Below are 12669 nucleotides of genomic sequence, written 5' to 3'. Positions count from 1 at the left end.
TTTTAGTGATGAATTTTAATTGTCATATGATATTACGAAGATTAAGTAAAAAGAATCGTACCAAAGCGGCACATTGCCAAGCAATTTTTTTTAAAACCAGCTGGAAACGAGGCTCATTGGATCACCTTATATGTTCCTCTGTCCCAAACGCCCCCCGGATTCGACGTTTTTACACACCCTATCTTTATCAATTATTGAGGAAGTTTGTAAACAACAAATTTATCAACATGGAAAAACAAACTGATCTGGCAGCTGCTCTCGAAACAGAAAGCGTTGACAACCATAACATTGTGTCGCAGGAAGAATGGATAGAGGCACGCAAAGACCTTCTTAAAAAAGAAAAAGAGCTCACTAGGCTTAATGACGAACTGGCCCGTCAGCGCCGCAAGCTTCCCTGGGTGAAGGTGAATAAAGATTACACTTTTGAAAGCGAGCACGGGAGGAGGACATTATCCGACCTTTTCGATGGTAAAAGTCAGCTTATCATTTATCATTTCATGTTTGCACCGGGGGATAAGGAAGGCTGTCCCGGCTGCTCATTCCTGGCCGATCATATCGATGGCGCCAACCTGCACCTTGCGCATCACGACATTTCAGTGGTGGTCGTTTCCCGGGCACCATTACAGGAATTATTGCCATTTAAGCAGCGGATGGAATGGAAATTCGAGTGGGTTTCGTCTTTTGGAAGCGATTTCAACTATGATTACTTTGTTTCTTTCACCCAGGAGCAGCTTGACAAAGGGACGATTTATTACAACTACGAAAATTTAAAACACGACGACGGAACGGAATCTCCTGGAACAAGTGTGTTTTTTAAGGATAAAGCGGGCAATATTTATCACACTTATTCAAGTTATGCACGCGGAGGCGACATGCTCGTAGGCGCACATAATTTCCTGGACCTCACCCCAAAAGGCAGAAACGAAGATGGCGCCATGGACTGGATGCGGCACCACGATAAATACGATGATTTCAAAAAAGACAACAATTCGTGCTGTCATTAACATGTAAGAACCTGTTACGCGCCCCTTGGCCAAATCAATATTACTAATGTTCATCAACTAAATTCCAATTGGCGCTTTTCCTGAAAGCCATGATAGAACCGGAAGTATCCAGGCCTGGATACTTCCGGTTCTATCATAGCTTTCGCGCTACCTTAATCAGGCAATCTTTTCAGCGGTTGTATCTGGCAGGAAAATGCTGCTATCGCGCAGGAATGCGGCAATCCAGATCAAGATCATCGGTAGCAATGCATTGAATGGTGTGCCGTGCGACAGTTCCGTAGCCAGGGCTCCCGCAAAATAACAGGACAGCAGAATGAACCCGATCTTCATCGTTTTAGGGTAAATAAACAATGCTGTAAAGCCAATTTCCATCAGTGCGAGCGGAACGAGATAGTCCCCTACTCCAACTTTTGACAATGAACTGACAATTTCCTCGCTGCGGGATAATTTCATAATGCCGCTTAGCACAACAAGCGCGCTGGAGACCACGGTAACGCCAATGGTGATAATTTTCTTTGCTTTCATGTTGATTTCATTTCCAGCAAAAATAGTTACCTTTACTTACGAAAATATAGTAGTATACAAAAGGTTAGCAGTATCCTTTCGGTTAGCGAAATTCAATATGGAACGTATAAACGGACATTCAGGACCGCACTCCGTGGCGGAATGCAACAGTAAATTGGGAGCAATCGGCGACGCACTTTATGTGATAGGCGGAAAGTGGCGGTTGCGGATCATTGTCGCGCTAACCGAAGGGGGAACAAGATTTAATGAATTACAGCGCATGCTTCCGGGCATTTCGCCGCGTGTGCTTTCGAATGAACTTAAAGAATTGGAAATCAACGGCTTTTTAACCAGAACCGTGTTTACAGATATTCCCGTTGTTGTAGAGTACAAGCTCACCCCATATAGCCGGACCCTGGATAGCGTCATGGGCGCACTTGTGGAATGGGGCGAAATGCACAGGGTGAAAATACGGCAGGACGATACGCAGATTGCGAAACCTATTGCTCAGGAAGCGATACTGTAATGTGCCACATATCGCCTGAATTCGTCACTTTCGGCGTTCCCCAAACCCCGGGACCGCCATCAGGGCGGAGATAAACACTGAAAACAAGGCTGGTAACATTCGAGCCGGTTACTAATAAGCTTCCGCAGGCCGCGCCACTGCCGCAAAAGCCGGTTACGGCGGATTTGGTGTGCAATATTTTTGTTTTGGAATCGTCCAGGACCAGTTCCTTAGTTCCTGAGAGTTTGACCAATGTTCTGCCGGGTGTTTGCAGTTCCAGTTCTGTGGTAAAGCCCAGACGTTTGTTGGCAAAATTGGTCGTAGCCCCCAAGCCCACCACGGAGATCACCGGATTATTCACCGGCCTGTTGAACTGCAAACGCAATTTACCGTAATAATAACGGCTTGTATCCGAAGTAGAAGCATTCACAGCCTGTAATGGCTTTGCCGACAAAAAAACCTGAACGCCTACATTATTATATAAACTAACCCCACGCCCTGCCTCTCCTTTTGGGTGTGCGGTGAAAAGCGTCCGCGTAGAATCTTCAAAATAGTAATTGTTGTTCACCACCGGAACTGACCTTACCTGCGTGGCGCTGGCGCCTGACGCGGCCCCGAATGTCATGCCCGTAACATGCTGGGGAACCGTAATGTAAGGCTGGTCATCGAAACTGAATGTCACCGAAAGTTCGGATTGGGGCTTTTGAAAATAGATGCCTTCGTCTTTGCTGCCATTATTGTTCACAAAAAACGAAAGCGTTTGGGGAATGGAGGTTGGCCCTTTGGGAACGGGCGGACGGTAACTGTTATTTACACCATCCTGAACCAATTCAAGCGTGTTCTGTGCAAAGGCCGTTTGCGCGGCGATACAGGCCATCCATAGGAAACACACCCGAACGATGAGAGTCTGTCTTAAAAGCATGTGTACTGAATTAAAACCGTTGAGTTGCTTTATTTGGCGCAATATAATGTTTCAAACGCAAGGTCGATGCGTTGTCAGCCGCAAAAATTAACGGAATGCAACTGACAACGCATCAGTTTGCAATTCTAAGTGTTTGAATGTTAACCTGGTGTGAAGCTTTACTTCAATTCTGAATTAACCGGAATTTTATCAAAAGGCAGCCCTTATATCATGGAACTGCGCGAAACCAGCGGTAACCGTAAGCTTCCAGTGTAATGGTATGCCGGCCTTTTTCATCTGTAACACTTTCAATGTTGCTCATCAGATCGGCGATGCGCCTGGCTCCTGCCGTCTTTTCAGGAACGACCAGTTCCAACGATTTTTCCTCGAAATTATGCCAGATAAGCAGGATCCTGTTCTTCCAGGTGTAACGCATGCCCAGGATCTGGTGCTGGCCGGTATCCATAATCTCCCAGTTGCCGTAACCGATCTCGGGACACTCTTTTCGCATCCGGATCAGGGAGGTCATCCAATTCAGCAAGGAACCCGGTTCGCGCCGCTGATCCTCGACATTTACGTGGTCGTAGGCATAATAGCCCTCGTCAACAACCGGATGGATTAATGTTTCGGCTTTTGAAAAACCGCCTTGTTTTTCACCAGTCCATTGCATCGGCGTCCTGACGGCATCGCGTTCTTCAAGTTCAAGGTTGTCACCCATTCCGATTTCGTCGCCGTAACGGATTACCGGCGTTCCGGGCAATGAAAACATGAGACTATAAGCCAGTTCGGTTTGCTGCCTGCTGCCCAGCATCGGCGAAAGCCTGCGCCGGATCCCGCGCTCATAAAGCTGCATATGCTTTTCGGGACCGAATCTCTCGAAAACGGTTTGCCGTTCTTCCTCGGTCAGCCTGCCCAGGTCCAGCTCGTCGTGGTTACGGAGGAAATGCGCCCACTGGCTGGTGCCCGGAATGTCGCGTGTGGCTTCCAGCGCCTTGATCAGCGGCCGGGTATCGGCGGTGGCGAGGGCATAAAATGTATATTGATTTACAAAAAAATTAAACATTAAATGAATGCCGTCACCGTCTTCTCCGAAATACTTTTTGCTCTCATTTGGCAACACATTGGCCTCGCCCAACAGTACCGCGTCGCCTTTCCGCCATTGCAGAAATTTGCGCATTTCTTTCAGATATTCGAAGTGCAGCTCAGGCTCTCCGGTCTTTTTAGAAGTGCTTGATTCCAGAATAAACGGCACGGCATCCACCCGGAATCCTGCGATCCCGAGTTCAAGCCAGTAACCCATGATCTTGTTTATTTCGTCCCTAACCTCAGGATTATCCGTGTTCAGGTCAGGCTGGAATTCGTAGAAACGGTGAAAATAATATTCTTTTGATTCCTTATCCTTTGTCCAGGTGGCTTTTTGCACGCCCGGAAAAACCATTCCCTTGTTCCAGTCTGCCGGCCTTTTTGCAGACCATACATACCAGTCTTTTTTTGGATTGTCCTTTGAAGATCTTGCTTCCTTAAACCACCGGTGCTCGTCGGAAGTGTGGTTTACAACGAGATCAATAATGACTTTTATACCGAGTTTCCGGGCTTTATGAATGAAGCTCACAAAATCACCGCTGGACCCATGGCGCGGATCGACACCATAAAAATCGCTGATATCGTAACCATTATCGCGGTTGGGTGTGGGTTGAAAAGGAGCCAGCCAAATGGTGTCCAGGCCCAGTGCATGCAGATAATCAAGCCGGTTGCAAAGTCCCTCAAAGTCGCCCGTTCCATCGCTGTTTGCATCCATGAATGTTTCGAGATCGAGGCTGTAAATCACCGCGTTTTTATACCAAAGGTCTTCGAGCATAGGTTTGAGGTTTGTTGATTTGCTAAAATCGTAAAAAAGCAATGCCATGAAACCTGCGTCCCATGGCATTTTTTACATTAAACCTACACACTAATTGCCTCCGCTATACATATTGAATGCAAGTAAATGCTTCCTGAAAATCGCCTCATACTTTTTCGCTTCGGCATCTTGTTTCGCACGCTTGCATTCCTGAGCAATGGTTTGCAGCATATACAGATCCACATTTACCTCCCGGTTCCTGATACCGCCGTTTTCCTTCGCCCAAGTTAGATTTTCGTCCGATCGAAGTGCCATGATCCGTGCCGAATCCAGCGCTTTTTTATTCTCACCCACATCAAAAAGCATCCCTACAAAACCCACTGAAAACTGATCAAACGGGATCGTGTCGTCCGGCATTACCGTCATGGCCGTATTTACCACTTGCTTCGCCTTTTGCAAGTCATTTTCCGCAATTAGCTGGCCTGCAAGCCGCAGGAACGAGATCCGCGCCGTAGCGACGGGCGAGCCGCGATAGGTGTCATCATGATATACTTTGGGATTGTTCAGCGACCGCCATTGCATTTTGTTCATCATGTTGTCGTACATGATTTCGGAATTGACATAACCATCCGAAGCACCCTGAACGCGGACAGGTAACAATCGGTACGTGTAACCTTCGAGCTGCAAATATTCCTGTAAGCCCAGGTTATGCGTGGCACCCATCGTTGAGGAAAAATATACAGGGCGCTTCCAGTTATTGGTGGCGATAATGTCCAGCATAACGAGGTCACTTTTGTAAAGATCCTTAGTGCCAATGTTCCAGCTCATGGAGTCGGTGAGCATAGGCAGCAAATCATTTTTAACAATATTCATAGATCTGATCTTGTGCGCATCGACGGGTAAAAAAAGTGTGGAAGATGGCAAAATTGAGGTCATATCACCGCTGGTGAGCGGAACCTGTATGGCCTTGTTTTCCTGATTGATCAGGTCAAGATATTCTTTCAGGTTAATGCCATTCTTAACTGCCGGGATTTCATAAAACGGCACGTATTCATTTTTCCCTATTGCATAATCGTCCATGTCCAGGGAAAGCGGCAGGGCATCCGAAAGGTTTGTTTTTCGTTTCAGCTGCTCAATGTACCAGTCAATGCCCAGGAAGGTTTGTACGCAAACGCGCACGTCCGTGCGAACGCCCTCCACTTCCTGCAAATACCACAGCGGAAATGTATCATTATCGCCTCCTGTGAAAAGAATTGCATTTGGTGCACAGGAATTGAGCAGATTTCTGGCAAAATCCACAGAATGATAGCGGTTGCTGCGGTCGTGGTTATCCCAGCCCCTGGCCAGCATGATCACAGGCACGGATAGGCTGGCACACACGGCCAATGCGGTTCGCAGCTTAGACATCTTTATCAATTTTGGCAGGAAATCAGCAATAGCCATCACGCCAAACCCGATCCAGATGCAGAAAATGTAAAAGGAACCCACATAAATGTAATCGCGCTCCCGCGGTTCGGTGGGTGGGGAATTGAGATAAATGACGAGCCCTACCCCCGTCAAAACAAACAGCAGGCCCAGCACCAGCAGCTCATTCCGGCGCTTTCCGTACATCCAAACCAGGCCTGCAATGCCGAGCAGAAGCGGCAGCATAAAAAAGTTGTTATGGCCCCTGTTTGTTGCAATGGATGAAGGAAATTTGCTGGCAACCTGCCAGGGCATCACTGTCCCCGCTCCTTCCTGATCGCTTTCCCTGCCTACAAAATTCCAAAGAAAATAACGCCAGTACATATGCCCGAGCTGGTGGGAGAACATGTAATTAAGGTTGTGCTTCATGGTCGGCTGCTGCCCTTCCGCCAGCCCCGTCATTTGCTGGTAAAGTTGCGGATGGCCCGGCTGTGCGCTGTACATTCTTGGAAACAGAACATTGCTGCCCGGCTCATATCCGTAAACCGGCCGGTAATCGATGATGACATATTTTCCGTCCTTCTTGCGATAAACCGGCGCGCCTCGTTCCTGGCTGATGGGTTTGGAAGTAAATGACGGCCCCCATAACAGCGGCCTGCTCTCATATTGCTCCCTTTTTAAATAAGACACAAACCGCAAAACGTCACTTGGATTATTTTCATTGATAGGCGGGTTAAATTCTGACCGCACCAGCACCATAATGTAGGATGAATAGCCAATCAGCACGAAAACCAATGATAGCAATGCAGTGTTCAGCAACACTTTCCCCCTCATATGTGCATAGCGGATCGACCAGCCTAATGTTGCCAGGAACAGCACCACAAAAAAGATAATCCCCGAGTTAAAAGGCAACCCCAGCGTATTCACAAAGAAGATCTCAAACTTGCCCGCTACATCCGGCAAGCCAGGAATAATGCCGGAATTAATGATCACCAAAACGACCAATCCACCGCAGAATGCCAGAATACGGCCCATTAGGTTCGGTTTTGGGAATTGTTTGAAATAATACACCAAAGCTAAGGCCGGAATGGTAACCAGATTGAGCAAATGCACCCCGATGGAAATGCCGATGAGATAGGCGATCAGGATGAGCCAGCGGTTTGCTGTGGATGGGTCCTTCGTTTGCTCCCATTTGAAAACTGCCCAGATGACGATGGCCGTAAAAAACGAGGACATGCCATAAACCTCCGCCTCTGCTGCCGAAAACCAGAAGGAATCTGACCAGGCATAAGCAAGAGCGCCTGTTAGACCTGAAAAAATGACCAGCATGGCCTCTGGTTTGGTAAGCTCTTCCGCTGTTTTGCCAATGGACTTGCGGACCAGCATGGTAATGGTCCAGAACAGAAACAGGATTGTAAATGCGCTGCTGAGCACAGAAACCATGTTTACCCAGTACGCTACCCGCGTCACATCGCCGAGTGCTAATAATGAGAAGAGCCTGCCTATGAGCAGAAAAAAAGGTGCTCCCGGCGGATGGGGCACCTGTAATTTAAAAGCCGCTGCGATAAATTCACCGCAATCCCAAAAACTGGCCGTTTGCTCCATGGTAAGCACATAGGTCAGGAATGCAGTCGAGAAGACTGCCCAGCCGGTAATGTTGTTCCATTTTTTAAAAGGTGTCATGCTAAGTTAAGTTTTTTCTGTGCCCAAAGCTATCGAAAGCGGCTTGAAGCAGGATTCGGCCAACTCTTAAAAAAAGTTAACTGAACCACTCAGAATCAACTATTTAACTTAATTTAACATAACACCAGCTGTGCTATTTTGTCAAAATCTGATAAAGCGCGTAGATCAAGGAAAACCATAGCAGCGAACCTGCGATGATGGTGAAAACTAGGGCTCCGATGAAGGACAGCGCCCCGGAGTGTATTTGAAACTGTACAATTCTTGCCATCTTCTTCTTACAATAATTCTGACTGGGTTACCCGATGGCCGGAGAAGCCATCTTTTTGTAAATATAATTATTGTTGAATTAGTGCAATTAAGCTACTCAAAAACGGACCGTGCGAATGTATTGACGCCACGTGGCGAATCTTCGACAAATTAGGAATGATGAAAGCCTGAGTTGGGTTTTTTGTAGATTTCGACCTTTTTGAACAACTCGAGAACATTGCTTACTTCCAGTTTTTCGAAGATCCGGGCCTTGTAGGTGCTCACTGTGCTCTCCTTAATGTTCAGTTCAATGGCGATGTCTTTGGTCCACTTGCCGGTGAGAAGCATGTCCATGATTTCCAGTTCGCGGTTCGAGAGAATTTTCAATGGGCTTTCGCGGCTCTCTCTTTCTAATAATGTGTTGTTAACCAGTTGCTGCTGCACCTGATTACTGATATAAGTTCCGCCGCCAAGAACACACGTGACGGCCCGTTCCAGTTCTTCATTGCTTGTGTCTTTTGGTAAAAAGCCATTTGCGCCCGCCTTCACATAATGCAGCGCGTACAACTCTTCCTCCTGTGAAGAAAAAACAAGGATTTTAACGTTTTCCTGCACGGATCTAATGCGGGGGATCATATTAAATGCCTCACCGCCGGGAATCCGAATGTCTAATATGACCAGGTCAAAATTCCTGGTATGCAGCAATTTAAGGGTTTCATTAAATGTTGCTGCTTCAATAATAACCACACCCGGTATAACGTCTTCAATCACCAACTTTACCCCCATCCGCACTATTGAATGGTCTTCTACCAATAAAATCGTTTTCATCAACGCTGTTATTTCTTATTTCCTCTAAAAGTAATTTAATATCGAGGAAAAATACGTAGAAGTTGGACTACAATAAAGTCATTTTTGAAAAATGATATGAATCGAAGTGCCTTGTATTTTGTTGCGTTCCGCCATCAGCCGTGCGTTGATCAATGCGCTTACTTCTTTGACTATAACGAGTCCCATTCCAAAGCTTTCCGGATCCAGTTCAGCGCCCGGAACTTTCGCGTCGCTGTTGAGCCAGCGTATGATCGCCGGATCCATTCCGGGGCCTGTGTCCCTGATGACCAGGTGAAGCGCGTCGCGGTAATCGATATGGGTCACTTCAATTATTCCCTTGGTCGTCACCTTATTCGCATTATCAATCAGGTTATGAAGCACAATGCTCAGCAGTTGTACATTGTTTCTGAGGATCACCCCCTGGGAAACTGTGTTGAGAAATGTATTGCCGCTGCTTTCAGCCTCCGCCATAAAAATCGCAAACTTTTGATCAACCAGCTCATGCACATCCAGATAGTTGAATGTCACCCGGGTGTTTCTGTAACGGAACTGTGTGTATTCCAGCAGGTTTTTCATAAAATGATACAGCCGGTAACTCGACTGGCTGATGGCCCGGATCGTTGGCAGGTCGGGATTGCTTTTGGCCAGACGACCTGTTGTTGCCATTAAGAAACGCAGCGGGCTTTTAATATCATGGGAAATACTGGCCAGCAATAGTTTCTGGTGACTGAACTCCGATTCCAGCTTACGCTGCGACTCTTCCTGAAAAGCAAGACTTGAAGTAAGCTCCGTTGTGCGCGCATCGAGTGCCGAAATTGTTGCGTAAAAGGAGTTGAAAAAGTAATAGTTTATCAGAAAGAGGAAGAAGAAATTATGTAAAAGCAGGATCGCGACCGTTATTCTGCTCACGCCTACCGGTCCCCAGGGAATGGCTGCCCCGAGCTGATGTTCGAGATACATGTAAACGAAGAAGGGCAAAATAGCGACCATCGAATAGAAAAGCCCCCACTTGTTTCCCAGTCCATAGAATGCATAAATGCTGATGATCACGACATACTGAAGCGTCACGACGTGAAAACCTTCCTTATAAAAGACGAGATTAGACCAGATTATGGCCAGAAAAATCAATATGGCTATGTGTATGGCCTTTTTCCAGTTCAGCCCCAAACGCAGGGCAATGTAGTACAGGATCACCACCACGAGCAACAATCCGATCCGTTTGGTTTGGAAAGCATGATCTTCAAGAATATAAAACACAAGCAACATGACGGTGGTGATCAGTCTCAGATGAAGAGTTAATGATAGCACCTTGATACGCGCGATGTTGAGGGCGTTTGATTCCTCAGCCAACTGTTTTTGAACGGGCCAATCAATAAAAGATAAATTCATGTACGTTCAATACTGTACTCCCAAAAAACCAAATCTACCTAAAAAAAAATCACCAGCGATGTAGAGAAATCGCTACAAGAGAATTCACAGCTATCTACAATTAATGTTGCTTCCACATTGTAAATTTGTATATTCTTTCAACCGTTATGGCTTGTGCGTTGGCAGAAAGAATGATTTAGGAGTGAACGTATGAAATACGTTATAAACGTTGAGTATATCTTACACCTTCCGGTCCTGCCGTGAAGGTGTTTTGTGTTTTAGATGCGGCGTTGAGATACCGGGAGAAGGCAATTAGAGGAACGAGAGCAGGTAATGCGCTTATTTTTGCAATGTGTTGTAACAGAGGAGCGACTTCATTAATGAACGGCAGGCCTAGTTTCTTTCAGCTCTTTCCTGCGCCTCTTTTTTGGATTTCTTCACTTCCCCTGGCGTGAATTCGCCATTGATCCATCTTACAAAATTCTTTGATTGAACCTGATAGACCTGGGCGGATAAAGGTTTTAGATCTGAATTCTCAATTTCCCGAAGATAATCTGCAAGCAACCTGTTAATCTCCTCTAAATACTTACTTTGTGTTCTCATGTGCGATTTTCAATAAATAATGATAATGTGACTAAATCAAGGTGAGATAAGCAAACTCCTTCCTTAACTGAATGCAATTATAATTATTCATTTTCTCGCATTTTTATTTTTGGGGTGAGATGGCGTTTTTTCTGGGTGTAATGTAATCTCAACGGGGAAATATGCGATGAGGGCTATACGCAACGCGCACAGCCCTACCGGTTCATGGCTAATAAAACTTTTAAGACTATTCTTTACTCCTCAGATACACATCATTGCTGATAGATTCAAGTTTCACTTCCGGCCCGCCGCCGTTCAGTGTGCCTTCCAGCAAATAACCTACGATCGGGTTTTTCTGCTTTTTGTCTTTAAAATCAATGTCAAAATCGGAATAAACTTCTCCGGTGATTGTTTTTAAAGCAACGTTGATGCCCTTGGATTTTGGCCAGCTCATATCCACAAATCCGCTGATTGTTTTCGCATAAACGGTCGTGCTTGCGCCCTGAATGTCAATGTTCCCATCGATGGTTTCAAGTTTTAGTTTAGCATTGCGCGGCAGAAACACCTGATAATGAATTTCTTTACACAAATAATACCTCTCTTTTCCGTCCTTATCATTCCAGGAACTGCGGTTGTTTCCCGGACAATCTTCCGCCTTCCCTTGTTTGAGCAACACATCATCAAACCCGACCTCCAGAATCACTTCGTCCGCCGTAGCGCGGTCGGTTACGAGCAGTGCGTCGTTTAGCTTGTTATTATTGATCACGGCGCGGATCTTTACATAAACTTCCGGTTTGTCCCAATATCGAACCTGAATGCTGTCGGCAAATTTCAAGTTCAGGTTTGCGGATTGCCCGTCTTTGTAGGGCAGCTTTTTCTCAATGATTTTCTGGGCAGATAAAGGACCTGCGAGCAGAGCAAGAATGCATATTAATAGTCTGTTTTTCATAACTGATATGGCCAGGATGGTTATTTTTTTCTGATGTAAATGTTGCCGCTGATCGTGTTGAGCTGCATTTCAACCCCACCACCGTTCGTCGTGCCTTCAATGTTGCTTCCGCCGCCCACTTTGGAAAGCCCGTCTTTCGTGTTCCTGGTGCCCAGATCAAAATCCGTGTACATTTCGCCATTAATGGAACGCAGCTTCATCGTGGATTTGGCAGTTGCCGGTAAAGTCACATCCACCTCGCCGCTGATGGACGAAATCGCCGTCGGTTTGCTTTGATTCAGGTTGGAAAAAACCACTTGCACATCACCGCTGGTCGAATTGGCCACTACCGGGCCGGTAACATTGTTCATCAGAATATTAGCAACATTGGTCTTGACTTCAAGATCTCCGTCCATATTGCTGATCGTAATTTTGGAACCGCCCTGCCAGTTCACTTCCTGAAAAAGGACTGAAACCTGCTTCGGCAACCGGATCGTGTATTTTGCCTCCTTACGCGTTACTTTCTCGACTTTGAGGCCGCCCGCATCCGTAGTAACCGACAGACCGATCCCCGTGTTGTCGACACCGACGTAATACAATGGTTTCAAGCCCTTTGCGCGTTCAGGCGGCGCTTCAAACCCTGATGAAGCCTGGATCAGAATCTCATCACCAGCATATCCCTCAATCTTCACCTGGCTTGCGGCCATTTCAATGGTCACCTTTTTATCTTTCGAATTGGCCAGCTTGGCTTTGTATTCGTGCGTTTGGGCCATCGATTGAGCAAGGCACAACAAGCAACCCATACTTATTAAAAGTATTTTTTTCATGGTTTTAATTAAAATATAAATTGATTAAATAAGCGTAATCTCTTGAATGCGT

At 46.2% G+C, this 12669-nt stretch carries 11 protein-coding genes; 2 read left to right on the top strand and 9 right to left on the bottom strand.

Annotated features, from left to right (window positions below; all coding sequences use genetic code 11):
• Nucleotides 1-227 precede the first annotated feature (227 nt).
• On the top strand, nt 228-1004 hold the full coding sequence (locus L0659_RS12220) for a thioredoxin family protein (RefSeq protein ID WP_235126312.1): 777 nt from the start codon (nt 228-230) through the stop codon (nt 1002-1004).
• A 156-nt stretch (nt 1005-1160) separates the two neighbouring features.
• Here the strand turns inward: L0659_RS12220 and L0659_RS12215 are convergent, their stop codons facing one another.
• Nucleotides 1161-1529 (bottom strand): DoxX family protein, encoded by a 369-nt coding sequence (locus tag L0659_RS12215; protein WP_235126311.1) that lies wholly within the window; start codon nt 1527-1529, stop codon nt 1161-1163.
• Between the two features lie 97 nt (nt 1530-1626).
• Here L0659_RS12215 and L0659_RS12210 point away from each other — a divergent pair, with 97 nt between their 5' ends.
• Nucleotides 1627-2034 (top strand): helix-turn-helix domain-containing protein, encoded by a 408-nt coding sequence (locus L0659_RS12210; protein WP_235126309.1) that lies wholly within the window; start codon nt 1627-1629, stop codon nt 2032-2034.
• Here L0659_RS12210 and L0659_RS12205 read toward each other — a convergent pair.
• The 8 genes from L0659_RS12205 to L0659_RS12170 form a co-directional block, all read right to left on the bottom strand.
• Nucleotides 2009-2935: a hypothetical protein gene (locus tag L0659_RS12205; RefSeq protein ID WP_235126308.1), complete on the bottom strand. Its 927-nt coding sequence runs from the start codon at nt 2933-2935 to the stop codon at nt 2009-2011. The genes L0659_RS12210 and L0659_RS12205 overlap by 26 nt on opposite strands.
• 208 nt (nt 2936-3143) lie before the next feature.
• Nucleotides 3144-4841, bottom strand: coding sequence for an alpha-amylase family protein (locus tag L0659_RS12200; RefSeq protein WP_235126307.1), 1698 nt, complete (start codon nt 4839-4841; stop codon nt 3144-3146).
• 21 nt (nt 4842-4862) lie between these two features.
• Nucleotides 4863-7838, bottom strand: coding sequence for a DUF2723 domain-containing protein (locus L0659_RS12195; RefSeq protein WP_235126306.1), 2976 nt, complete (start codon nt 7836-7838; stop codon nt 4863-4865).
• Nucleotides 7839-8255: 417 nt separating this feature from the next.
• Nucleotides 8256-8912 (bottom strand): response regulator transcription factor, encoded by a 657-nt coding sequence (locus tag L0659_RS12190; protein WP_235126305.1) that lies wholly within the window; start codon nt 8910-8912, stop codon nt 8256-8258.
• 78 nt (nt 8913-8990) lie between these two features.
• Nucleotides 8991-10301, bottom strand: coding sequence for a HAMP domain-containing sensor histidine kinase (locus L0659_RS12185; RefSeq protein WP_235126304.1), 1311 nt, complete (start codon nt 10299-10301; stop codon nt 8991-8993).
• Nucleotides 10302-10673: 372 nt separating this feature from the next.
• Nucleotides 10674-10883, bottom strand: coding sequence for a hypothetical protein (locus L0659_RS12180; RefSeq protein WP_235126302.1), 210 nt, complete (start codon nt 10881-10883; stop codon nt 10674-10676).
• A gap of 226 nt (nt 10884-11109) precedes the next feature.
• Nucleotides 11110-11811 carry a DUF4097 domain-containing protein gene (locus L0659_RS12175; protein ID WP_235126301.1) on the bottom strand — a complete coding sequence of 234 codons (702 nt, stop codon included), beginning with the start codon at nt 11809-11811 and terminating at the stop codon, nt 11110-11112.
• Between the two features lie 20 nt (nt 11812-11831).
• A complete protein-coding gene (locus tag L0659_RS12170; RefSeq protein WP_235126300.1) occupies nt 11832-12617 on the bottom strand; it encodes a DUF4097 family beta strand repeat-containing protein in 786 nt (261 codons plus the stop codon).
• Nucleotides 12618-12669 lie beyond the last annotated feature (52 nt).

It is taken from the genome of Dyadobacter sp. CY347, assembly GCF_021502655.1.
GTDB lineage: Bacteria > Bacteroidota > Bacteroidia > Cytophagales > Spirosomataceae > Dyadobacter.
Note: the sequence above shows the minus strand (reverse complement) of the source record. Positions and strands in the feature narration are given on the sequence as shown.

What these genes read in the sequence shown, in the direction of transcription:
- L0659_RS12220 (WP_235126312.1), top strand. Translation starts at nt 228, where the DNA reads ATGGAAAAACAAACTGATCTGGCAGCTGCTCTCGAAACAGAAAGCGTT.
- L0659_RS12215 (WP_235126311.1), bottom strand. Translation starts at nt 1,529, where the DNA reads ATGAAAGCAAAGAAAATTATCACCATTGGCGTTACCGTGGTCTCCAGC.
- L0659_RS12210 (WP_235126309.1), top strand. Translation starts at nt 1,627, where the DNA reads ATGGAACGTATAAACGGACATTCAGGACCGCACTCCGTGGCGGAATGC.
- L0659_RS12205 (WP_235126308.1), bottom strand. Translation starts at nt 2,935, where the DNA reads ATGCTTTTAAGACAGACTCTCATCGTTCGGGTGTGTTTCCTATGGATG.
- L0659_RS12200 (WP_235126307.1), bottom strand. Translation starts at nt 4,841, where the DNA reads ATGCCATGGGACGCAGGTTTCATGGCATTGCTTTTTTACGATTTTAGC.
- L0659_RS12195 (WP_235126306.1), bottom strand. Translation starts at nt 7,838, where the DNA reads ATGACACCTTTTAAAAAATGGAACAACATTACCGGCTGGGCAGTCTTC.
- L0659_RS12190 (WP_235126305.1), bottom strand. Translation starts at nt 8,912, where the DNA reads ATGAAAACGATTTTATTGGTAGAAGACCATTCAATAGTGCGGATGGGG.
- L0659_RS12185 (WP_235126304.1), bottom strand. Translation starts at nt 10,301, where the DNA reads ATGAATTTATCTTTTATTGATTGGCCCGTTCAAAAACAGTTGGCTGAG.
- L0659_RS12180 (WP_235126302.1), bottom strand. Translation starts at nt 10,883, where the DNA reads ATGAGAACACAAAGTAAGTATTTAGAGGAGATTAACAGGTTGCTTGCA.
- L0659_RS12175 (WP_235126301.1), bottom strand. Translation starts at nt 11,811, where the DNA reads ATGAAAAACAGACTATTAATATGCATTCTTGCTCTGCTCGCAGGTCCT.
- L0659_RS12170 (WP_235126300.1), bottom strand. Translation starts at nt 12,617, where the DNA reads ATGAAAAAAATACTTTTAATAAGTATGGGTTGCTTGTTGTGCCTTGCT.